Below are 21,562 nucleotides of genomic sequence, written 5' to 3'. Positions count from 1 at the left end.
GTATCCGCAGGCTCAAAAACTGTCTAAGAACAGGGCGGCATGACACCGGAGACCGCCCTGCAACAGCTGCCTGACCATTTCGAAGTCCGCTTCTTTGCGCATTTGTCCGCTACCGGGCTGCATGTGCCCGCCCCCCGGCGTCTGGCCGGCGGGCGGTCAAATCACGTTTGGCGGGCGGGCGGGCTGGTGATCAAGCTCTACGCCGAAGATGGGGCCAACCCGCTGTTTGCCAATGACCCGGCGCGGGAAGGCGCGATCCTGGCGGCATTGTCTGGTACCGGCATGGTGCCGCCGCTGGTGCAGACTGGAACTTTCGAGGGCCGGAAGTGGCTGGGCTATGCCCATGTCAACGGCAGCCCCTGGCAGGAAGACACCGGTCATGTGGCGCGGCTTCTGGGGCGTCTGCATGATGTCGCGCCACCACCCGGGCTTCCGGGTGGTGTGAACGGCAGTGCGGCACTTGAGGAGCAGACCTTGGAGATTCTGCGGAATTGCAAGGGCAGCGGGCATTTGGCTGCCCTGCGCCCTTTGGGCCGGGTTCCCCCATTGCCCCAGCCGCTGCTCATCCATGGCGATCCGGTGCCTGGCAACCTTCTGGCGCATGATGGCACCCTGACACTGATCGATTGGCAATGCCCGCAGATTGGCGACCCTGCAGAGGACCTGTCGCTGTTCCTCTCGCCAGCGATGCAACTGATGTACCGGGGCGCGCCGCTGACTAAGGCGGAAGAAGACAGTTTTCTACAGGCCTATCCTGACCCGCGGATTGCAGGCCGGACCCTGGCGCTGAAGCCCTGGTTCCACTGGCGCATGGCGGCTTATTGCCTGTGGCGGGCCGAACGGGGCGGGGAAAAGGACCTGCAAGCCTATGAATTGGAGTGTGAAGCGCTTCAGTCCATCAGGCCCAAAACCGCATAGGCCGGCGGCATCAGCACCCTGCGGGCGCTGCCAAAGGGAAAGCGCGGCATTTTTTGCACGACGGGGGAATAAGGCAGCTCTGGTTTTCGTCCTTGCACCAGATCGCTGAGGATCCGCCCGGCAAAGCTGCCCATTGCGACGCCGTTGCCATGATAGCACAGTCCGGCGTACATTCCGGGGTGATCCGGTACTGCCCCTATAAAGGGCACCAAGTTGCGCGACAGGCAGACCATGCCGGACCAGCAATGGGTGGTTTCCACATTCCGCCATTCCGGGAACATGGCTTCGAAATCCTGCCGCAGCTTGCGCCGGATGCCGGCCTCGGCCCGGGGCGAGGCCAGCAGCCCGCCGCGCATGCCAAACAGGAAGCGCCGGTCCGGCATCAGACGGAAATAGTGCAGCAGATTGCGGGTATCATAGGCCATCTGATGCGAAAACCAGCCCTGCGCCTGCAGGTCGTTTTCCGTCAGGGGGCGGGTCACCATGACGGTGGATTGCGCGGGCATGTAGCGTCCCGCCAGCCATCCCGGCAGGTCTTCCGAGGAATAGCCATTAGTGGCAATGACAACCTTGGATGCCCGCAAGATCCCTTTGTTCGTCTCTATTTCATAGCCGGCGCCCGTCCGCGTTATAGAAAGCGCCGGGCTGTTCTGGAACAGTGCGGCTCCTGCATTCCGTGCCGCCGAAGCCAGGCCAAACAAGTATTTGCGCGGGTTCAGCGCAAAGCCCGAAGGTGTGGTCAATGCGGCATGGAAATCGCCGTTCAGCCCATGTTCCGCAAGCTGGCCGCGTGATAGGAACTCCGGCGCTTCGCCAGCCTTTTGCATTTCCGCCGCCTGTGCGGACAGTCGGCGCGCAGCATTTTTGCTGTGCGCCAACTGCGTTTCTCCACGCGAGTGGGTGTCGGCCTCGATGCCATGCGTCCCCAGCAGTTCCCGCACAAGGTCCACCGCCGCTTCTTCGCTGGCGGCGTAGGCATCAGCGGCGGGTTTGCCGAAAAACCTGCGCATTGCGCTGCCCGAGAGTTTAGAGCCGCCCAGGCAGCAAAACCCGCCGTTTCGCCCCGAAGCGCCCCAGCCGGGTGTTTCCGCCTCCAGCAATGCAACGGAAACACCGCTTTCGGCCAGGTGCAGGGCTGCGGAAACGCCGGTGAAGCCGCCGCCGATGATCGCAACATCGGAAACGGCTTCCCCTTCAAGAACGGGCCAATCAGGCGCGGGGACGGTCTCGTCCCACCAGCAATTGTTGCGCGGGCTGGGACCATAGGCATAGCCGGAGAAGATCCGGCGCATCAGGTGCGCACCGCAGCCTGCTCCTCGCGCTTCTGGCGGGCCACCTGATGCTTGGTCACCAGCGAGGCGGTGATGACACCCACGGTGACGATCGAGATCATGATCGTCGACAGCGCGTTGATTTCCGGGCTGACGCCCAGGCGCACGGCCGAGAAGATCTTGATCGGCAGGGTGGTGGCTGAGGGGCCGGAGGTGAAGGATGCAATCACCAGGTCATCGAGCGACAGGGTAAAGGCCAGGAGCCAGCCGGAAATCACCGCGGGCGCAATGATCGGCAGGGTCACCAGCCGGAACGCCTCAGACGCGGAACAGCCCAGATCCAGCGCAGCTTCCTCCAGCGAGCGGTCGAATGTCACCAGCCGGGAGGACACCACCACCGAGACATAGCACATGGAGAAGGTGGTATGCGCCAGCACGATGGTGAACACGCCGCGATCCAGGCCGATGCCGATGAACAACAGGAGCAGCGACAAGCCAGTGATCACCTCGGGCATCACCAGCGGCGCATAGATCATGCCGGAAAACAGCGTCCGCCCCATGAACCGCCCGCCGCGCACCAGCACATAGGCGGCAATAGTGCCCAGCACGGTCGCCATGGTGGAGGAGAACACGGCCACCTTGATGGTCACCCAGGCGGCATTCAGGAACGCCTCGTTCTGCAGCAGCTCGCCGTACCACTTGGTCGAGAACCCGGCCCAGACGGTGACCAGCTTGCTTTCGTTGAAGCTGAAGATCACCAGGATCACCATCGGAATGTAAAGGAAGGCGAACCCGAGGGTCAGCGATACGGCGTTAAACCAGCTCATACGGTTCATTGCTCTGCCTCCTGCTGTTTCTGCTGGTTGCGCTGGAACAGCACGATCGGGATCACCAGGAGCAGCAGCAGAACCACCGCCACCGCGGATGCCACCGGCCAGTCGCGGTTGGAGAAGAACTCCTCCCACAGCACCTTGCCGATCATCAGCGTGTCGGATCCGCCCAGCAGCGACGGGATCACGAATTCGCCCAGTACCGGGATGAAGACCAGGAAGCTGCCGGCGATGATGCCGGTCTTGGAGAGCGGCACGGTTACCAGCCAAAAGGCCGTCAGGCGCGAGCACCCAAGGTCCTCGGCAGCCTCGATCAGCGAGCCGTCCAGCCGTTCCAGTGCCGAATAGACCGGCAGGATCATGAACGGCAGGTAGGTGTAGACGATGCCGATATAAACCGCGGAATTGGTGTTGAGGATGGTCAGCGGCTCGGAGATCACCCCGATCCACATCAGGAACTGGTTGAGAAAGCCCTCGTTCGACAGGATCCCCATCCACGCATAAACGCGGATCAGGAAAGAGGTCCAGAACGGCAGGATCACCAGCATCATCAGGGTCGGGCGCCATTCTTCCGGCGCGCGCGCCATGCCATAGGCGATCGGATAGCCGACCAGCAGGGTGAAGAAGGTCGAGATGACCGCGATTTTCACTGAGCTGAGATAGGCCTTCCAGTAAAGGTCATCTTCGGTCAGCCAGACGAAGTTCTCGAAGTCCAATTCCGCAACGAAGGCAGCGATCCCTTCGGCCCAGTCGAATTGCGGGAAATAGGGCGGGCGGGCAATCGCCGCGTCCGACAAGGAGATCTTCAAAACAATGGCAAAGGGCACTAGGAACAGTGCCAGAAGCCAGACATAGGGGATGGCAATCAGGACAAAACGGCGCATCAGTCTGCCAGCAGAACGCCTGCCGTGGCGGTCCAGGACAGCCAGACAGTGTCTTCCCAAGTGAAGGCCCGGCGGGCGATGCGGCGGGTGTTGGCGGTCTGTGCCTTGATCACCGCGCCGGTGGGCAACTCTACGTGGTAGGTGGAAATATTGCCGAGGTAGGCGATATCCAAAATGCGGCCCTGAACGGCATTGTCCGCGTCTGCCGGTTTTTCGGCGCTGATCGAGACCTTCTCGGGCCGGATTGCCAAATGGCATTTTTGCCCTTCGGAGAATGCAACTGGCGACTTCACCGTCAGGGGCGCGTGGCCTTCGTGCCAGGACATGGCGTAAGCTTCGCTGCCATTGAGCTTGGCAGTGCCTTCGATCAGGTTCACGTCGCCGATGAAATCCGCCACATAGACGGAATTCGGGTTTTCATAGATCCGGTCTGGCGTCGCCACCTGGATGATTTTGCCGTGATCCATCACCGCGACCCGTGAAGCCACGGTCATCGCCTCTTCCTGATCGTGGGTCACAATCACAAAGGTGGTGCCGGTCTTCTCCTGAATGTCCATCAGTTCGAACTGAGTGTCCTGGCGCAGTTTCTTGTCCAGCGCACCCAGCGGTTCGTCGAGCAGCAGCAGCTTCGGGTGTTTCGCGAGCGAACGGGCCAGGGCAACGCGCTGGCGCTGGCCGCCGGAAATCTGGTGCGGCTTGCGGCGGGCGAACTTCTCCAACCGGGTCAGACGCAGCATCTCCTCAACGCGGTCGTTGATGTCGTGCTTGGGCATTTTTTCGCGCTTCAGGCCAAAGGCGATATTTTCCCAGATCGAAAGATGCGGGAACAACGCGTAGGACTGGAACATCATGTTCACGGCGCGTTTGTTCGGAGGTACGGGGGCAATGTCCTGCCCGGCCAGGAATATCTTGCCTTCTGTCGGGGTCTCGAACCCGGCCAGCATCCGCATAAGCGTGGTCTTTCCGCAGCCTGACGGGCCCAGAAGCGCGTAAAACTCCCGCTCGTAGATGTCGATGGTCAGGTTGTCGATGGCAGTGAATTCGCCATAGCGCTTGGTGACGTTCTGAAAGTGGATCAGGGGCTTAGCCTCAGGATCGTTCCAGGGTTCGAATACGGAAGCAGTCAAGCCGGGCCTCTTCTGCGAAGTGTCGCGGGGATGTTTGGGATGGCCGCGCGTGGAGCACCCAGGCGCGTTGGGAGGAGCGGGGCGGCATTGCGCCCCGCAAGTCAGGCACGGCTGATCAGGTGCCGGACTTGATCTTAGTCCACATGCGGGTGGCGGTGCGCTGTACTTTCGGCGGGTAGCCTTCCTTGATGTACAGGTTCTTGACGGTCTCTTCGTTGGGATAGATCGCGGGATCGCCGATCACATCCTCTTCCAGGAATTCCTGCGAGGCCTTGTTGCCGTTGGCGTAGTAGACATAGTTGGACGCGGCCGCCATGTTTTCCGGATCCATGATGAAATTCAGGAATTTATGGGCACCTTCCGGGTTCGGGGCATCGACAGGAATGGTCATCTGGTCGAACCACATCAGCGCGCCTTCCTTGGGCGCGTTGTATTCGATCTCGACGTCGTTGCCCGCTTCGGCCGCACGGTCGCGCGCCTGCAGAATGTCACCGGACCAGCCGAAGGCCACGCAAATATCGCCATTGGCCAAGGCGTTGATATACTCGGAGCTGTGGAACTTGGTGATGTAGGGGCGCACGCCCATCAGCACCGGTTCAGCCTTTTGAACAACATCGGCATCCATGCTGTTGGGGTCTTCGCCGATGTATTTGAGCGCGGCGGGAATCATCTCATCGGGGGCGTCGAGGAAGTGCACGCCGCAGCTCGCAAGCTTTTCCATATTGGCCGGGTTGAACACCAGCTCCAGCGAGTCGATCGGGGCATCCTCGCCCAGAACTTCTTTCACCTTGGCAACGTTCACGCCGATGCCGGTGGTGCCCCACATGTAGTTGATGGAGTATTCATTGCCGGGGTCATACTTCGCGGTGCGCTCCTCGATCGCGTCCCACATATTCCCTTTGTTCGGCAGCTTCGACGGGTCCAGCTTCTGGAAGGCGCCGGCCTGGATCTGGCGCGCCATGAAGGAGCCGGTCGGCACCACCACATCATAGCCCGAGCCGCCTGCCAGCATCTTGGTCTCCAGAACCTCGTTGCTGTCGAAGACGTCATAGATCAGGTCGATGCCGGTTTCCTTTTCGAACTTCTCCAGCAGGCCTTCGTCGATATAGTCCGACCAGTTGTAGACGCGCACCTCTTCCGCCGAGGCGGCGGCTGCCGTGCCAAGGGCAACGACGGCGGTCATGGTCATCGTTTTAAGTGTCATGAATTTCTCCCTGTGCGTGCCGGCTTCGGGGTCCGGCTGTAAATAGATTTGATCAAGTTTTGCCGCGTTCGGCAATACTCTTTATGTTTTCACTTGGCTCAGGATGGTGCAAGCTGGCCAAAATCGAGGAGGAAACCCCCAGGTGACAGAGACCACTTCGCCCCCCGCAGCGGCGCAGGAAAGCCCGGCGAAACTGCCCGCGCATGAGATCGTTTACCAGAAGCTGAGAGCGCAGATTTTGTTCGGCGAACTGGTGCCCGGGCAGGCGGTGACAATCCAAGGTCTGGTCGAGACGCTGGAGGCCGGCATGACGCCGGTGCGCGAGGCGATCCGGCGGCTGATTTCCGATGGGGCGCTGATGTTCCAGGGCAACCGCAGGGTATCGGTTCCCTTGCTGGGCCCCCAGGATCTGGAAGAGTTGATTTTCGCAAGAAAAACAATAGAGTGTGAGCTTGCTCGCCGGGCCACGCTACAGATTGGCGCGGCGGATATAGAGGAGCTGGTGGCCATTGACAACGCGCTGGACAAGGCGATCGCCACCGGTGATGTCGCAGGCTATCTGGTGCAGAACTACAGCTTCCACACTGCGCTTTACTCCCACGCCAATGCGCCGATTCTGAGCGACATTGCCGACCGTCTGTGGCTGCGCTTTGGGCCCTCGCTGCGGGTGGTCAGCGGTCGGCTTGGCACCCAGAGCTTTCCGGACCGGCACAAGGACATCCTCGATGCGCTGCGGCGGCAGGATCCGGAAATGGCCGCTTTGGCGATGGAGCGGGACGTCTTTGAGGGCATGGAGCATGTGGTTCAGGGTCTGCGGGCCGCTAACTGATTCGATTGACACCTGGGAATTTGATCATATTCTGGTGCCAATCAGTTATTCTCAGGAGCGAGTCTCATGACCGTGATCACCAACCACATGCCGACGGCCGAGCTGCAGGCGCTGGACGCCGCCCACCACATGCATCCGTTCACCGCCAATGGCGAGCTGTCGCAGAAGGGCGCGCGTATCATCACCCGCGCCGACGGCGTGCATCTGACCGACAGCGAAGGCCATCAGATCCTTGATGCAATGGCGGGCCTGTGGTGCGTGAATATCGGCTATGGCCGCGAGGAATTGGCCGAAGTGGCCGCCCGCCAGATGCGCGAGCTGCCCTATTACAATACCTTCTTCCAGACCACACATGTGCCGGCCATCGCGCTGGCTGCCAAGATCGCCGAGCTGGCGCCGGGCGACCTGAACAATGTGTTCTTTGCCGGCTCCGGTTCCGAGGCCAATGACACCAACATCCGAATGGTGCGCCATTACTGGGCGCTGAAGGGCAAGCCGTCGAAATCCGTCATCATCAGCCGCAAGAATGCCTATCACGGCTCTTCTGTCGGCAGCGGCTCCCTGGGGGGCATGAGCGGCATGCACGCCCAGGGCGGCATGCCGATCCCGGATATCCACCATATCAATCAGCCCAACTGGTGGGCCGAAGGCGGCGACATGCCGCCGGAGGACTTCGGCCTGCAGTGCGCGCGCGAGCTGGAAGAGGCGATCCTGGAGCTGGGCGAGGACCGCGTGGCGGCCTTCATCGCCGAGCCGGTGCAGGGTGCCGGCGGCGTGATCGTGGCGCCGGACAGCTACTGGCCGGAAATCCAGCGCATCTGCGACAAGTATGAAATCCTGCTGATCGCGGACGAGGTGATCTGCGGCTTCGGGCGCACCGGCAACTGGTTCGGCAGCGAAACACTGAATATCCGCCCCGACATCATGACCATTGCCAAGGGCCTCAGCTCCGGCTACGCGCCGATCGGCGGCTCGATTGTCAGCGATGAGATTGCTTCGGTGATTGCGAGCGACGAGTTTAACCACGGTTACACCTACTCCGGCCACCCGGTGGCGGCGGCTGTGGCGCTGGAGAACCTGCGCATCCTGGAGGAGGAGAACATCCTGGGTCATGTGCGCGATGTGGCGGCCCCGTATCTGAAAAAGAAATGGGAGGCGCTGACCGATCACCCGCTGGTGGGCGAGGCCAAGATCGTCGGCATGATGGGCTCGATTGCGCTGACTCCGAACAAGGAAACCCGCGCCGCGTTTGCATCTGATGCAGGCACCGTCGGCTACATTTGCCGCGAGCGCTGTTTTGCCAACAATCTGGTGATGCGTCATGTCGGCGACCGGATGATCATCTCGCCGCCGCTGGTGATCACGCCGGAGCAGATCGACGTGCTGATCGAACGTGCCGTGAAGTCGCTGGATGAGTGCTACGCGGAACTGAAAAAACAGGACCTGCTGCACAGCGCTTGATGCCATTTCCCTGTCCTGCAATAGGGCGACTCAGTAAGGCCCGGCAATAATATTGCCGGGCTTTTTTCTTCGGTTCTGGGGGTGAAAGAGTCGGTTTTTGACCGGAAATTCTCATTTCGGGGCGCAAAGTGTCATAAGGGCGTCGCAAAAAGTCCGATCAAAGGGTGCGGAACGGGACTAGGGTTCCGCTAGGGTATTCTATTCCGCTGGATGAAGTCCGAAGTATGAATTTCGTAAGCTCAACGGTGAAAGAATATTTTTTTCATATCTAGCGCTTGATAGCGTTGGTGTGATTAACTTCAAATAAGTGCAGAGCAAATCTGCCGGAATGACAAACTACGGGGAGCCTGCTTTGGCTGATGCGTCAAACGTCGATGCGTTCGTTGAATTCGAACGTGTCCAAAAGAGCTATGATGGCGAAAATCTCGTTGTCAAAGATCTCAACCTCACCATGCCCAAAGGTGAATTTCTGACCATGCTTGGCCCGTCAGGGTCCGGGAAAACCACCTGTCTGATGATGCTGGCTGGTTTCGAAACCGCGACCCACGGCGATATCCGCCTGGACGGGACATCGATCAACAACATTCCGCCGCACAAGCGCGGCATCGGCATGGTGTTCCAGAACTACGCGCTGTTTCCGCACATGACGATTGCGGAAAACCTCTCCTTCCCGCTGGAAGTCCGCAAGATGGGCAAATCCGAGCGCGAGGAAAAGGTGAAGCGGGCGCTGGACATGGTGGAAATGGGCGCCTTCGGCGGCCGCCGCCCGGCGCAGCTTTCGGGCGGCCAGCAGCAGCGGATCGCCTTGGCCCGCGCGCTGGTGTTCGAACCCGAGCTGGTTCTGATGGACGAACCGCTCGGCGCGCTCGACAAGCAGCTGCGCGAGAAGATGCAGTTCGAGATCACCCATCTGGCCCACCGTCTGGGGATCACCGTGGTTTATGTGACCCACGACCAGACCGAGGCGCTGACTATGTCGGACCGCGTTGCGGTGTTTGACGACGGCCGCATCCAGCAGATCGCGCCGCCGGACCAGCTCTATGAAAGCCCGGAAAACAGCTTTGTGGCTCAATTCATCGGCGAAAACAACACGCTGGAAGGCACTGTCAAGGAAATCAACAACGGTATCGCGCTGGTGCAGCTGGACGATGGCGAGCTGATCGACTGTAAACCGGTCAACGTCTCGAAGCCCGGCGAGCGCACCCGCGTGTCGATCCGCCCCGAACGGGTGGAATACAACAAGGACCGCCTGCAGGCAGGGGTTCATACGCTCAAGGCGGAAGTGCTGGAGTTCATCTACATGGGCGACATCTTCCGCACCCGTCTGCGGGTGGCCGGCAACGATGAGTTCATCATCAAGACCCGGAACGCCCCGGACCAGGTCCGTCTTCAGCCCGGTCAGCAGATCGAAATCGGCTGGCTGCCGGAAGACTGCCGCGCGCTGGACGCCTGATCCGCGCGCGTCGAACCCCCGGCAGAAGAACGACCGGGGGGAATCTCACATCTGTGAATTTCAACAAGGAGAGACTCTCTATGAAACTCAGCAAACTGTCTGCACTGGCGATGACCACCGCCCTTTGCGCCCCTTCGGCCTTTGCCGAGGAAATGGCCAATGAGCTGACTCTGGTGTCCTGGGGCGGTGCCTATCAGACCAGCCAGCACAAGGCCTATGTTGAGCCCTATCTGGCCGCCAACCCCGACGTGAAAGTTGTTTGGGACGAAAGCTCGGCTGAGGCCGTGGCCAAGATCCGTGCCATGAACGAAGCCGGCAACGTGACCTGGGATCTGGTCGACGTTGTGGCGTCCGACTCCATGCGTCTTTGCGACGAAGGCCTGGCGGAAGAAATCAACCATGATGAAGATCTGGCTGCCGCACCCGATGGAACTTCGGCCTCCGAAGATTTCGGCGACCTGATCGTCAGCGACTGTTTTGTGCCGCAGATCGTTTACTCGACCACCTTCGGCTACCGCACCGACCTGATCGACCAGCCGGACTCGGTTTGCGCGATCTTCGACACCGAGAAATACCCGGGCAAGCGCTCGCTGCAGAAGCGTCCGATCGACAACATGGAGTGGGCACTCTACTGCGACGGCGTGGCCAAGGATGAGATCTACGACGTGCTGGGCACCGACGAAGGTGTGGCGCAAGCTCTGGCCAAGCTCGACACCATCAAGGACCAGGTGGTCTGGTGGACCGCAGGCGCGGAAACACCGCAGCTGCTGGCAGACGGCGAAGTGGTGATGGGCTCGACCTTCAACGGCCGCCTGTTCTCCGCAATCGCCGAACAGGGCCAGCCGATCGGCATGCTCTGGGACATGCAGTCCTTTGACCTCGACGGCTGGGTTGTTCCGGCAGGCCTGCCTGCGGACCGCAAGGCCCGTGTGATGGACTTCCTGAAGTTCGCCACCGACACCCAGCGTCTGGCAGACCAGGCCGCCTATATTTCCTACGGCCCGGCACGTGCCTCCTCGGCGCCGCTGGTTGGCAAGCATGCCGAACTGGGCATCGAGATGGCACCGCACATGCCGACCGATCCGGCCAACGCCGGCAACGTGCATGTCTATGACTACGAATGGTGGGCAGACAACCGCGATGATCTGGACGCCAAGTTCCAGGCATGGCTGGCCAAGTAATCTGACCTTTCCTTGACGCGAAAGGCCTGGCGGGGGCCGCCTGAGTGCAGGCCCCCGCCCCACAAGATAAAAGACCCGACGGGGAACCCCATGACTGACATAAGCCAATCCGGCCCAGTGCTGGCTGCGGACGGCACACCGCTGAAGCGGAGCCTGGCGCGGGCGCTGCGCATGCAGAAACTGCGCGCCCTGATGCTGATTGCACCGCTCCTGCTGTTCATCCTTGTGACCTTCATCCTGCCGGTGGCTGACATGCTGTTCCGCTCGGTGGAGAACCGGATCGTCCAGGACACACTGCCCCAAACGGTCGAAGCGCTGGCGGACTGGGATCCTGCGTCGGGGCAGCTGCCTGAGGAGGCAGTGTTTGCCGCCATGGCCGCTGATCTCCAGATCGCAGCCAGGGAGAAAACCCACACCAAGGTCGCCAAGCGCCTGAACTATGAAAACCCAGGCCTGTCGTCTGTGTTCCGCAAGTCGGGCCGCAAGGTGAGCAAATGGGATCTCGCTGCAGACGGGCCGTTCCGTGAAAAGCTGATCGACATCGACGACGGCTGGGGCGACATTGAGCTGTGGCGCACCATCAAGACCTATTCCGGCTCCGTAACTTCCGGCTACTTCCTGAACGCCGTCGATATGCAGCTGGGCGCGGAAGGCCCGGAAATCCGGCCCGAGAACGAGCGGATCTACAACACCATGCTGATCCGCACCATGCGGATGTCCCTGATCATCACCTTCAGCTGCATCCTGCTGGGCTACCCTGTGGCGTGGATTCTGGCCAACCTGCCGGCTCGGAAGGCGAATCTGCTGCTGATCCTGGTGCTGCTGCCATTCTGGACCTCTCTCCTGGTGCGGACCTCCGCCTGGAAAATTCTGCTGCAGCAGCAGGGCGTGATCAACGATACGCTGGTCTGGATCGGCATTGTGGATGATGCCAACCGGCTGGTGCTTATCAACAATGAGCTCGGCACCATTATCGCAATGACTCACATTCTGCTGCCGTTCATGATCCTGCCGATGTACTCGGTCATGCAGACCATCAACCCGTCCTACCTGCGCGCTGCCAAATCGCTGGGGGCAACCGACTGGACGGCGTTCTGGCGGGTCTATTTCCCGCAAACCGTGCCGGGCATCGGCGCAGGCTCGATCCTCGTCTTCATCCTGGCTGTGGGCTACTACATCACCCCGGCCCTGGTCGGCGGCACCAAAGGCACCTTCATCTCCAACCTGATTGCCTACCACATCTCGACCTCCGGCAACTGGGGCCTGGGTGCGGCGCTGGGTGCAATCCTTCTGGCGGTCGTCCTGCTCCTCTACTGGGTCTACGACAAGGTCGTCGGCATCGACAACGTTAAGCTGGGATAACCGATATGAGCGCACTTCCTCCTTATGCGACCGTTGGCCAGCGCACCTGGCACTACACTTTCCGGGTGATCTGCGGTCTGGTCTTCTTCTTCCTGATCGCACCGATCGTGGTGATTATCCCGCTCAGCTTCAATGCGCAGGACTTCTTCACCTTCACGCCGGAAATGCTGCGGCTGGATCCGGAAGGCTATTCGCTGAAGCACTACCGCGATTTCTTCAACAATGACTCCTGGCAGTCTGCGATGTGGAACTCGCTCAAGATCGCGCCGATGGCTACTATCGTCTCGGTCACCTTCGGCACGCTGGCCGCCATCGGCCTCAGCCAGCCGCATGTGCCGTTCCGCCGGGCGATCATGGCGATCCTGATCTCGCCGATGATCGTGCCCCTGATCATCTCCGCGGCCGGCATGTACTTCTTCTACAGCCGCATCGGCCTGCAGGGGACCTACATCGGCGTGGTTCTGGCGCATGCCGCTCTCGGCATCCCCTTCGTGATCATCACGGTGACGGCGACGCTGGTGGGCTTTGACCGCTCGCTGACCCGCGCCGCGGCCAACATGGGCGCTGATCCGGTGACCACCTTCTTCCGGGTGCAGATGCCGCTGATCCTGCCGGGGGTGATCTCGGGTGGTCTGTTTGCCTTCATCACGTCCTTCGACGAAGTGGTTGTGGTGCTGTTTGTCGGCTCGGCCGGGCAGAAAACGCTGCCCTGGCAGATGTTCATCGGCCTGCGCGAGCAGATCTCGCCGACCATCCTGGCGGTGGCGACGATCCTGGTTGCAATCTCCATCATGCTGCTGGCCACGGTCGAAATGCTGCGCCGCCGCTCCGAGCGCCTGCGCGGGATGTCTCCCAGTTAATCCGCGCCACCACTGCCGGAAACAGAAAGGCCCCGCGCTGTGGGGCCTTTTTCTTGTTCATCGGGCCAAGAGGGGGCTGGCCTCTTCCAGCTCGTGTTACCGCAGCCGCTGCAGCAGCCGTAAGGAAGCATAGCCATCCGGTGTCAGTCCGTTTGCCACCTGATAGGCGCGCACCGCCCCGATAGTTTTGGGCCCGATCTTGCCGTCGATACCGTCGGTGTCGAACCCGGCGCTGGTCAACCGCTCTTGCATCTCCTCCCGTTCGGACAACGTCAGCGCCCGGTCACCGCGCGGCCAATTCGCCTTGATCGGCGAACCGCCCTTGATCCGGTCCGCCAGATGCCCGACCCCGATCACATAGGCATCCGCTGTGTTGTAGCGTTCCAGCACAGCGAAGTTTTTGAATATCATGAAGGCCGCGCCCTCGCTGCCCGCAGGCAGCAGGATTGAGGCAGGCCCATGATCCTTCACCGCACGTCCATCCAGCCCCTTGATGCCGAGCGCTGCCCATTCTGCCGGCGATTTCTCGATGTCGCGATCAGCCAGGGTGTAATCAAACCCCTTGGGCAGGGCCACTTCCACCCCCCAAGGCTGACCTTTCACCCAGCCGAACTGCTTCAGATACGCGGCAGTAGACGCCAGCGCATCAGCCGGGTTGTCCGACCAGATATCCCGCTTGCCGTCGCCTGTGAAATCCACCGCGTAGTCCAGGTATGATGTCGGAATGAACTGCGTATGCCCCATTGCCCCGGCCCAGCTGCCGGTCATCTTGCGGGCGGCGACATCACCCGCCTGCAGGATCTTCAGCGCGGCAACCAGCTGCCCCTCAAAGAATGCGCCGCGCCGCCCGTCAAAAGCCAGCGTCGCCAGGGAGCGGATCACATCCATCTTGCCGCGGAAGGTGCCAAAGCTGCTTTCCAGCCCCCAGATCGCGACCACGATCTCTTTCTCGACACCGTATTCGGCTTCGATCTGATCCAGACGTGCCTGCTGGTTGCGCAGCGCCGCCTTGCCGTTCTTCACACGCAGCTCCGAGGCGGCGCTGTCCAGGTAATCCCAGATCGTCTTGGTAAACTCCGATTGGTTGCGGTCGCGCCGGATCACTTCGGGATCGTAGCTCACCCCGTGAAATGCACTGTCCAGCACAGAGGCGCTGATCCCCTGCGCCATTGCGCGATCCTTGAACGCTGAGATCCAGCCGCTGAAATTCACCTCAGCCGCTGCCTGTTCCACCGCGGCCCCCTGAATCGAAACCGGCCTTGCTACTGGCCTCAAGGATGTCGCCGAAGCCAGCTGATAGCTTTCGCCTTGCCCCTCTTGACTGGTGGACTCGGGCCGTCCAGCGGGCCTCTGGGAGTTGTCCGGTGCGGCCTCTGCCGCCATCGCACTGCCTGCCACCAGCGATACCGCAACCCATTTGCGCATGATGCACCTCGTTATTCACTGCTCAGTTCCAGTCTAACGGCAGTGCGGTCCGGGTAAAGAGGCCAGTCAGATCATGTGCGGGGGGCCGCCTGCCGGTGCTCTTGCCGGTGCTCCTGGCGCATCTGTTCCAGGGCGTCCCGCAGCATGGGCACCCGGTGCGGCCGGAAGCTCTGCTCCGTCACCTCCAGCCCGCGCATCCGGTCCAGCCGGAACACCCGCACGGCGTTGCGCAGGCAGCACCAGGCGATCAGCACGGTCGAGCGGTCAAAATAAACCACGCTCAGTGGTTTCACCTGTCGCTCGGTCATTGCGCCGTACCCGTCAGTGTAGCCGAAGCGTACCTCGACCTCGTCCCAGGTCGCCTGCCGCAGGTCCTGTGCGGAAATCGCGGGCGGTATCGGGTGTTCGAACCGGTAGGGCGCCAGCACCGCATGGCGCAGCCGGTGCGCCTGCCTCGGCGGCAGCCGCGCCTGCAGCTTGCGCAGGGCTTCAGAGGCTGCAGTGGCCAGCTCCGGGTCGCCGATCAGTTCCACCTCGCGCAGGCCCAGCACCAGCGCCTCCAGCTCGGTGTCGCGGAAGCCCATCGGCGGCAGCGCATTATCCTCGATCAGGGTAAAGCCGTATCCCGCCTCGCCGTCGATCACCGCCCCCATCTCGCGCAGGGTGGCGATATCGCGGTGGATACTGCGGGCCGACACGCCCAGTTCCTCCCCCAGCCGTGCCGCAGTATGCGGGCCGGGCCCCAGGCGCAGGGCCTGCATCAGCTGAAAGAGGCGGTGGGTTCGGGACATGCCTGATCATCCTATGCTCTAGTGACACTAATTGTCATCAGAGAGGTTTAGAGAAAGGCCTGTAAACGCAACGAACAGGATTTCAGGCATGCTTTCCCTCCTCACATACCCCACCGGTTTTGGTTTGTTCAGCATGAGTCCCTTCTGCATCAAATCCGCAATGATGCTGGAGCTGTCCGGCCAGCCCTGGCAGCGCAGCGACATGCTGGATCCCACCGAAATGCCGCACCGGAAGCTGCCGGTCCTGGAAACCCCGGACGGCCGGATCGCCGACAGCGACTGCATCCGCGACTGGCTGGAAGGGCAGGGTGCCGATTTTGACGCAGATCAGGATTCTGCAGCTCGCGCCCACGCCCGCGCCTGGGTCCGGCTGGCGGAATACCACCTTGGCCTGCACTTGCTGCAGATGCGCTGGAATGACGATGCGGTCTGGCCCGAAGTTCGGGATCAGATCTTTCAGCCGGTTCCCGAACCCATGCGCGATGAGATCAGCGCCCCGGTCAGGAGGGAAATCCAGGCCGGGCTCCACTGGCAGGGCGTCGCCCGTTTTACCGAAGCGGAGCGGATGCACCGGCTGGAGCAGGACCTGGAACCCATCGCCGCGCTTGCCAGTGAACGCGCGTTCCTGATGGGGGAACGGATCACATCAGCGGATTTGAGCGTTGCGCCGTTTCTGATCTCCATGCTGCACACCTCTGATGGTTCGGTGGTCAGCAAACGCTTGCGTGATGACAAGATTCTGTGTGCTTATCTGAGCCGTGTCTTCGAAACGGTGCCCCTGCCATGAAACCTGCCTTTGCCACCCCGGAGGTCGAGGCCGCCTTTGCGGTCTCTGACCCGCTGGCGCGGGAAGGGCTGCTGCGGTTCCGGCAGCTGATTTTTGATACCGCCGCTGAAACACCGGAAGCCGGGCGGGTGGAGGAAGTTCTGCGCTGGGGTCAGCCTGCCTACGTCACGCCTGAGACCAAGACGGGTTCCACCATCCGGCTGGGGGTGCCGAAGGGCGCGCGCTTTGCGCTCTTTGTGCAGTGCCAAAGCCGCCTGATCCCGGAGTTTGCCGCGGCCTTCCCGGCCTGGGACCGGTTCGAAGGCACCCGTGCGGTGCTGTTCAACGACCCGCAGGATGTGGAGCCGCTCCGCCATGGCTGGCTTATCAAACGGGCGCTTACTTACAAGATCCGCGCACCGCTGGATATCCCGGCGTAGGCTCGATCAGGTCTGCCCTATCGCGACAGACTCTATTTGCGCCGCTTGCGCTCCACTTTGCGCTTCACTTTGGCGGCCTTGTGCTTGGATTTAGCTGCCTTGCGTTTCACTGTCCGGCCAGCCGGGCTGCGGCGGCCGCGCGGGCCTCCGCCAGCGGGCATCGGCACTTCGTCCAGCGCCAGCAGCTCCAGCTCCAGCCCGCCGGTGACAGGTGCGGCTTGGGTCAGCCGCACCGTCACCCGCTGTCCGATGGTCAGGGTCATGCCGGTGTCCGCCCCGGTCAGCGTCCCGGCCTGGGCATCGAAATGGAAGAACTCCCGCCCGATGGACCTCACGGGAACCAGCCCGTCGGCGCCGGTTTCGTCCAGCTTCACAAAGGCGCCGAAGCGGGCAATGCCGCTGATCCGGCCTTCGAACTCATTACCGACCCGTTCGCTGAGATAGGAGGCCAGGTAACGGTCCGTTGTGTCCCGCTCCGCAATCATCGAGCGCCGCTCGGTATCCGAGATATGGGTGGCTGTATCTTCCAGCCGCTCGATCTGGGCCTCATCCAGCCCGTCATCCCCCCAGCCGTGCGAGGAGATCAGCGACCGGTGCACGATCAGGTCGGCATAACGGCGGATCGGCGAGGTGAAATGCGCGTAGTTCCTGAGCGCCAGTCCGAAATGCCCGAAGTTCTCCGGGTTGTAATAGGCCTGCTGCATTGAGCGCAGGGTGGAGATGTTGATCAGTTCTGCATCGTCTGTCCCAGCGGCCTGGTTCAAGAGCGCATTCAGATGCCGGGTCTGCAGCACCTGCCCCTTGGCAAGGCTGAGGCCCGCTGCCTGCGCGGTTTCCCGCAGCGCTTCCAGCTTCTCCTGCGCCGGCTCTTCATGCACCCGGAACAGCAAGGGCGAACGCTTCTTGATCAGCGTTTCAGCCGCAGAGACATTGGCGAGGATCATGAACTCCTCGATCAGCTTATGCGCGTCCAGCCGGTCGCGGAAGGCGACCGAAGTGACATGGCCGTCGTCATCCAGCACGATCTTGCGCTCGGGCAGGTCCAGATCCAGCGGCTCCCGCGCGGCTCTCGCCCTTGTTAGAGCCTTATATGCGGCAAAAAGCGGCTTGATCACATCATCCAGCAGCGGCGCGGTCTTGTCGTTCGGATTGCCGTCCTGCGCCTCCTGGACCTCGGCGTAATTGAGCGATGCCACGGACTGCATCAGGCCGCGCACGAATGTGTGGGCAATCTTGTTGCCTTCTGCATCCACCTGCATCCGCACCGCGATACAGGCCCGCGGCACACCCTCGTGCAGGCTGCACAGGTCACCCGACAGCCGGTCCGGCAGCATCGGCACCACGCGGTCGGGGAAATAGCTGGAGTTGCCGCGCTTCTTCGCCTCGCGGTCCAGCGCCGAGCCGGGGCGCACATAGGCGGCGACATCGGCAATTGCCACCCAGATCACATGACCGCCCGGGTTTTTGGGATCATCGTCGGCGTGGGCATAACAGGCGTCGTCATGGTCGCGCGCGTCTGCCGGATCAATGGTGACCAGCGGCAGTTCGCGCAGGTCCTCGCGGCCCTTCAGGCCCACCGGCTTGGCGGCATCGGCCTCTGCCATCACAGGATCGGGGAAATGGTCGGGAATGCCGTGCTGGTGAATGGCGATCAGCGACACCGCTTTGGGCGCCGTCGGGTCGCCCAGCCGCTCCACGATACGGGCGCGCGGCAGGCCCATGCGGCCCTTGGGGCCGGCCTGTTCGGCTTCGACCAGTTCGCCATCGCGGGCGCCGTTCACCGCGTCCGGCGCCACCGTCCACTCATTCGACGCGGCCTTGTCGATCGGCACGATCCGCCCGCCCTCGGATCCTTTGCGGAAGATGCCCAGCACCCGCTTGGGGTTTGTTCCGATCCGGCGGATCAGGCGCGCCTCGTAATTGTGATCCTGATCCGGGACCATCTGCAGCTTCACCAGGATCTTGTCGCCCTCTCCCAGTGCCGGGTCCGAAGACTTGGTCAGGATCAGGATGATGGGTTCCACGCCCTCGCCATGCCACTCGAGCGGCCGCCCGTACAGGTCGCCATCCTCGTTCGGCGCCTTGACCTGCAGCACTGTCACCGGCGGCAGCTGGTCCGGGTCGCGGTAGGTCTTCTTGCGCTTCTGCAAATGCCCTTCGGCCTCCAGCTCCTTGAGGATGCGCTTGAGGTCGATGCGGTCGGCGCCCTTGATGCCAAAGGCCTTGGCGATGTCGCGCTTGGAGGTATGGGTCGGGTTGGCGGAGATCCAGTCGAGGATTTCGGCCTTGGAGGGAATACGGCTCATACTTCCCGCGTAGCATGGCGCGAGAGCGGCGTCATGATGAAAAGCGAAGCGCTAGCGCCGCGGCAGATCCGCGGCAGTGTCGACATCCCGCAGGGTATCGGTCAGCGCTATGCGCCAGCCGGGCAGGGTTTGCAGCGTGTCGGCAAGGGCGTGTTCAGTTGACCAGCGGACGTTCTCGAACATGTCCAGCGGCAGGCGGGAGGGATGTTTGGCGCCGACCAGCCAATAGCCGCCGTCCTCTGCCGGCCCGAACACCGCATCGTGATCGCCAAGAGCTGCAAAGGCGCGGGCGATATGGGCCCGGGTGATACCGGGGATGTCGGCGCCGATGAGGCAGGCTGGACCGGTCACGGATTGAAGCATCCGTTTCATCCGCTCTCCAAGATCGCCATTGCCCTGAGGCAGGCGTGCCAGGTCCGCTGGCCAGTATTTGGAACTCATCGCATTGTCCGGCGCGACAGCCAGCACAATCTGCCAGCGCGGGTCCCGCAGGGACCGGATTAGCCGGGCGGACTGATGCCGGAACCACCAGGTGGCGGGGATCACACCGATATCCCGTCCCAGCCGGGTTTTGACCCGGCCCGGGCGCGGTTCCTTGACCATGATGATCAGGGTGCGTTTCACGTGAAATCGCGTACCATGTCCCGGTGGTCGATACCCGCATCGTCATAGACCGGGCCAAAGGCGGTGAAGCCGAGCTTCTCGTAAAACCCGACGGCGTGCAGCTGTGCGCCCAATTTCGCCCTGGCAATGCCGGGGATGGCCTGCGCTGTTCCCACGGCCGCCTCGATCAGCTTGGCACCCAGCCCGGTGCCGCGGGTGGAGGGCAGCACGCAAACCCGGCCGATCTTGGCGGTATCACCTTTGAACACAATCCGTGCCGTGCCCACAGGGACACCGTCCTGTAACGCCAGAAGATGGGTGGCAGTGGCGTCCAGCGCATCCTGTTCCTCCTCCAGCGGCACGCCTTGTTCCTCGACAAACACCCGGTGGCGCAAGGCTAAGCAGGTCTCCAAATCCTTGGTGAGCGAAATGTTCAGGCTCATGCGAAATAGTCCTGCAGAATGCGGGAATAGATGGCTTTCAGCTGGTGGATCTGAGCGACCTCGACCCGTTCGTCCACCTGATGCATCGTCTTGCCCACCAGGCCGAACTCCACCACCGGGCAGTGGTTTTTCACGAAACGCGCATCCGATGTACCGCCCGTTGTCGACAGCTCCGGCTTGCGGCCGGTCTCTGCTTCAACTGCTGCTGACACCAGATCAGACAGCGGCCCCGGCGGGGTGATGAAACTCTCGCCGGAGATTTTCACCTTCATACCGATCTTCACGTCAAATTCCGCGGCCACTTTGTCCGCCTCGCCCTGCAGCCAATCCGTCAGGCTGGCGCCGGAATGGGTGTCGTTGAAGCGGATGTTGACGGCAGAGGTGGCCTGAGCCGGGATCACGTTGGTTGCTGCGTTTCCGGTATCGATGGTGACAACGGCCAGGGTGGATGCATCGAAATGCTCGGTCCCCTGGTCCAGCTCATGGCTCGCCAGCCGGTCCATCAGCCGCGCCATTGCGTTCAGCGGATTATTGGCGCGGTGGGGATATGCTGAATGTCCCTGCACGCCGGTCACCGTGAACCATGCCGTCATTGAGCCGCGGCGGCCGATCTTGATCATTTCGCCCATCTCATTGGGGCAGGTCGGCTCGCCCACCAGGCAAACCGACATCTGCTCACCCTCCCGGTCCATATAGTCCAGCAGCGCTGTGGTGCCGTCCACTGCGTCGCCTTCCTCGTCGCCGGTGATGGTCAGAATGATGGCCCCGTCCGGCGGTGTGTCCCGCACGAAGTCCACGGCAGCCGCGGCAAAGGCCGCAACCCCCGATTTCATATCGGTGGCGCCGCGCCCGTACATGAAGCCGTCCTGCTCCTCCGCACCAAAGGGCGGCATGGTCCAGGCGGCCTCATCCCCCAGCGGCACAACATCGGTGTGGCCGTTGAAGCCGAAGGTTCTGGCGTGGCCCTTGGCGCCCCAGCGGGCAAACAGGTTGGAGACTTCGCCGCGGTCGGTTCGGGTGCAGGTGAAACCAGCCTCGCTCAGCAGTTTTTCCAGCAGCACCAGCGCGCCGCCTTCTTCCGGCGTGACCGACGGGCAGCGGATCAGATCGGCGGTCAGGCGGGCGGGATCGGTATGCGGCATCGGCGGGCTCCTCAGGTTCCGGTTGGCACAGGCCTAGCGCGGATTAGGACGCGGCGCAATTCACTGGGGCTGCCGCAAATGCGGCTTTAAAGCAGCGGTTTTGGATGGAGCTGAGAAGTGCCTGACGAGAAGCGCGGAGTTTTGATTTCATCACACCCCAGGCAGAAAACCCCGGGAGGAGAAGCGCCGCAGCTGCGGGGCGCTAACATTAGGCTCACGGGCCGCACACCCGCCGCAGCAGGTCCGCCAGTGCTGCCGAGCCGGCT

At 62.0% G+C, this 21,562-nt stretch carries 19 protein-coding genes and 1 pseudogene; 9 read left to right on the top strand and 11 right to left on the bottom strand.

All coding sequences use genetic code 11. From position 1 onward, the window contains the following. Positions 1-39 precede the first annotated feature (39 nt). The gene (locus AB1A62_RS04345) at positions 40-918 is read left to right on the top strand and encodes an aminoglycoside phosphotransferase family protein (protein WP_366660188.1); all 879 of its coding nucleotides are present in this window, start codon (positions 40-42) and stop codon (positions 916-918) included. Here AB1A62_RS04345 and AB1A62_RS04340 read toward each other — a convergent pair. The 5 genes from AB1A62_RS04340 to AB1A62_RS04320 form a co-directional block, all read right to left on the bottom strand. Next, the gene (locus AB1A62_RS04340; protein ID WP_366660187.1) at positions 891-2,210 is read right to left on the bottom strand and encodes an FAD-dependent oxidoreductase; all 1,320 of its coding nucleotides are present in this window, start codon (positions 2,208-2,210) and stop codon (positions 891-893) included. The genes AB1A62_RS04345 and AB1A62_RS04340 overlap by 28 nt on opposite strands. Then, positions 2,210-3,025, bottom strand: coding sequence for an ABC transporter permease (locus tag AB1A62_RS04335; protein ID WP_222477088.1), 816 nt, complete (start codon positions 3,023-3,025; stop codon positions 2,210-2,212). Before AB1A62_RS04335 ends, AB1A62_RS04340 begins: the two co-directional genes overlap by 1 nt. Further along, positions 3,022-3,903, bottom strand: coding sequence for an ABC transporter permease subunit (locus AB1A62_RS04330; RefSeq protein WP_366660185.1), 882 nt, complete (start codon positions 3,901-3,903; stop codon positions 3,022-3,024). The genes AB1A62_RS04335 and AB1A62_RS04330 overlap by 4 nt, the downstream gene beginning before the upstream one ends. Next, a complete protein-coding gene (locus tag AB1A62_RS04325) occupies positions 3,903-5,030 on the bottom strand; it encodes an ABC transporter ATP-binding protein (RefSeq protein ID WP_366660184.1) in 1,128 nt (375 codons plus the stop codon). Before AB1A62_RS04325 ends, AB1A62_RS04330 begins: the two co-directional genes overlap by 1 nt. Positions 5,031-5,145: 115 nt before the next feature. Beyond that, positions 5,146-6,234 (bottom strand): polyamine ABC transporter substrate-binding protein, encoded by a 1,089-nt coding sequence (locus tag AB1A62_RS04320; protein ID WP_366660182.1) that lies wholly within the window; start codon positions 6,232-6,234, stop codon positions 5,146-5,148. Between the two features lie 142 nt (positions 6,235-6,376). On the opposite strand from AB1A62_RS04320, the gene AB1A62_RS04315 reads away from it, so the two are divergent. The 6 genes and pseudogenes from AB1A62_RS04315 to AB1A62_RS04290 form a co-directional block, all read left to right on the top strand. Further along, positions 6,377-7,063 carry a GntR family transcriptional regulator gene (locus AB1A62_RS04315; protein WP_366660180.1) on the top strand — a complete coding sequence of 229 codons (687 nt, stop codon included), beginning with the start codon at positions 6,377-6,379 and terminating at the stop codon, positions 7,061-7,063. A gap of 66 nt (positions 7,064-7,129) precedes the next feature. Next, positions 7,130-8,524, top strand: a complete 1,395-nt coding sequence (locus tag AB1A62_RS04310) for an aspartate aminotransferase family protein (RefSeq protein ID WP_366660178.1) — start codon at positions 7,130-7,132, stop codon at positions 8,522-8,524. 352 nt (positions 8,525-8,876) lie between these two features. Continuing rightward, a complete protein-coding gene (locus AB1A62_RS04305) occupies positions 8,877-9,977 on the top strand; it encodes an ABC transporter ATP-binding protein (RefSeq protein ID WP_366660528.1) in 1,101 nt (366 codons plus the stop codon). 80 nt (positions 9,978-10,057) lie between these two features. Further along, positions 10,058-11,158, top strand: a complete 1,101-nt coding sequence (locus AB1A62_RS04300) for an extracellular solute-binding protein (protein WP_366660177.1) — start codon at positions 10,058-10,060, stop codon at positions 11,156-11,158. A gap of 90 nt (positions 11,159-11,248) precedes the next feature. After that, positions 11,249-12,520 carry an ABC transporter permease gene (locus AB1A62_RS04295; RefSeq protein WP_366660176.1) on the top strand — a complete coding sequence of 424 codons (1,272 nt, stop codon included), beginning with the start codon at positions 11,249-11,251 and terminating at the stop codon, positions 12,518-12,520. 14 nt (positions 12,521-12,534) lie between these two features. Next, a pseudogene (locus tag AB1A62_RS04290) lies at positions 12,535-13,380 on the top strand (ABC transporter permease); the annotation flags it as partial. Between the two features lie 96 nt (positions 13,381-13,476). Here the strand turns inward: AB1A62_RS04290 and AB1A62_RS04285 are convergent. Together AB1A62_RS04285 and AB1A62_RS04280 are read right to left on the bottom strand one after the other, a co-directional pair. Beyond that, complete coding sequence (locus AB1A62_RS04285; protein WP_366660175.1) at positions 13,477-14,805, bottom strand: lytic murein transglycosylase; 1,329 nt, start codon at positions 14,803-14,805, stop codon at positions 13,477-13,479. A gap of 71 nt (positions 14,806-14,876) precedes the next feature. Next, positions 14,877-15,596, bottom strand: a complete 720-nt coding sequence (locus tag AB1A62_RS04280) for a YafY family protein (RefSeq protein WP_366660174.1) — start codon at positions 15,594-15,596, stop codon at positions 14,877-14,879. Between the two features lie 133 nt (positions 15,597-15,729). Here AB1A62_RS04280 and AB1A62_RS04275 point away from each other — a divergent pair, with 133 nt between their 5' ends. Then, the gene (locus tag AB1A62_RS04275) at positions 15,730-16,383 is read left to right on the top strand and encodes a glutathione S-transferase family protein (RefSeq protein ID WP_366660173.1); all 654 of its coding nucleotides are present in this window, start codon (positions 15,730-15,732) and stop codon (positions 16,381-16,383) included. Continuing rightward, positions 16,380-16,802: a DUF1801 domain-containing protein gene (locus AB1A62_RS04270; RefSeq protein ID WP_366660172.1), complete on the top strand. Its 423-nt coding sequence runs from the start codon at positions 16,380-16,382 to the stop codon at positions 16,800-16,802. The genes AB1A62_RS04275 and AB1A62_RS04270 overlap by 4 nt, the downstream gene beginning before the upstream one ends. A gap of 32 nt (positions 16,803-16,834) precedes the next feature. Here AB1A62_RS04270 and rnr read toward each other — a convergent pair whose 3' ends face one another. The 4 genes from rnr to dapE are packed head-to-tail and all read right to left on the bottom strand — an operon-like array spanning position 16,835 to position 21,296. Continuing rightward, entirely contained in the window at positions 16,835-19,108 is a 2,274-nt protein-coding gene (gene rnr / locus AB1A62_RS04265) for a ribonuclease R (RefSeq protein WP_366660171.1), read from the bottom strand. A 51-nt stretch (positions 19,109-19,159) separates the two neighbouring features. Then, the gene (locus AB1A62_RS04260) at positions 19,160-19,732 is read right to left on the bottom strand and encodes a TIGR04282 family arsenosugar biosynthesis glycosyltransferase (RefSeq protein WP_366660170.1); all 573 of its coding nucleotides are present in this window, start codon (positions 19,730-19,732) and stop codon (positions 19,160-19,162) included. Then, entirely contained in the window at positions 19,729-20,154 is a 426-nt protein-coding gene (locus AB1A62_RS04255) for a GNAT family N-acetyltransferase (protein ID WP_366660168.1), read from the bottom strand. Before AB1A62_RS04255 ends, AB1A62_RS04260 begins: the two co-directional genes overlap by 4 nt. After that, positions 20,151-21,296, bottom strand: coding sequence for a succinyl-diaminopimelate desuccinylase (gene dapE, locus AB1A62_RS04250; protein WP_366660167.1), 1,146 nt, complete (start codon positions 21,294-21,296; stop codon positions 20,151-20,153). Before dapE ends, AB1A62_RS04255 begins: the two co-directional genes overlap by 4 nt. Between the last annotated feature and the right edge of the window lie 266 nt (positions 21,297-21,562).

It is taken from the genome of Leisingera sp. JC11 (assembly GCF_040704725.1).
Taxonomy (GTDB): Bacteria; Pseudomonadota; Alphaproteobacteria; order Rhodobacterales; family Rhodobacteraceae; genus Leisingera.
This window is presented reverse-complemented; position numbering and strand designations above follow the sequence as displayed.

Coding starts and splice junctions, on each gene's coding strand:
- AB1A62_RS04345 (WP_366660188.1), top strand. CDS start 40: ATGACACCGGAGACCGCCCTGCAACAGCTGCCTGACCATTTCGAAGTC.
- AB1A62_RS04340 (WP_366660187.1), bottom strand. CDS start 2,210: ATGCGCCGGATCTTCTCCGGCTATGCCTATGGTCCCAGCCCGCGCAAC.
- AB1A62_RS04335 (WP_222477088.1), bottom strand. CDS start 3,025: ATGAACCGTATGAGCTGGTTTAACGCCGTATCGCTGACCCTCGGGTTC.
- AB1A62_RS04330 (WP_366660185.1), bottom strand. CDS start 3,903: ATGCGCCGTTTTGTCCTGATTGCCATCCCCTATGTCTGGCTTCTGGCA.
- AB1A62_RS04320 (WP_366660182.1), bottom strand. CDS start 6,234: ATGACACTTAAAACGATGACCATGACCGCCGTCGTTGCCCTTGGCACG.
- AB1A62_RS04310 (WP_366660178.1), top strand. CDS start 7,130: ATGACCGTGATCACCAACCACATGCCGACGGCCGAGCTGCAGGCGCTG.
- AB1A62_RS04300 (WP_366660177.1), top strand. CDS start 10,058: ATGAAACTCAGCAAACTGTCTGCACTGGCGATGACCACCGCCCTTTGC.
- AB1A62_RS04295 (WP_366660176.1), top strand. CDS start 11,249: ATGACTGACATAAGCCAATCCGGCCCAGTGCTGGCTGCGGACGGCACA.
- AB1A62_RS04285 (WP_366660175.1), bottom strand. CDS start 14,805: ATGCGCAAATGGGTTGCGGTATCGCTGGTGGCAGGCAGTGCGATGGCG.
- AB1A62_RS04280 (WP_366660174.1), bottom strand. CDS start 15,596: ATGTCCCGAACCCACCGCCTCTTTCAGCTGATGCAGGCCCTGCGCCTG.
- AB1A62_RS04275 (WP_366660173.1), top strand. CDS start 15,730: ATGAGTCCCTTCTGCATCAAATCCGCAATGATGCTGGAGCTGTCCGGC.
- AB1A62_RS04270 (WP_366660172.1), top strand. CDS start 16,380: ATGAAACCTGCCTTTGCCACCCCGGAGGTCGAGGCCGCCTTTGCGGTC.
- rnr (WP_366660171.1), bottom strand. CDS start 19,108: ATGAGCCGTATTCCCTCCAAGGCCGAAATCCTCGACTGGATCTCCGCC.
- AB1A62_RS04255 (WP_366660168.1), bottom strand. CDS start 20,154: ATGAGCCTGAACATTTCGCTCACCAAGGATTTGGAGACCTGCTTAGCC.
- dapE (WP_366660167.1), bottom strand. CDS start 21,296: ATGCCGCATACCGATCCCGCCCGCCTGACCGCCGATCTGATCCGCTGC.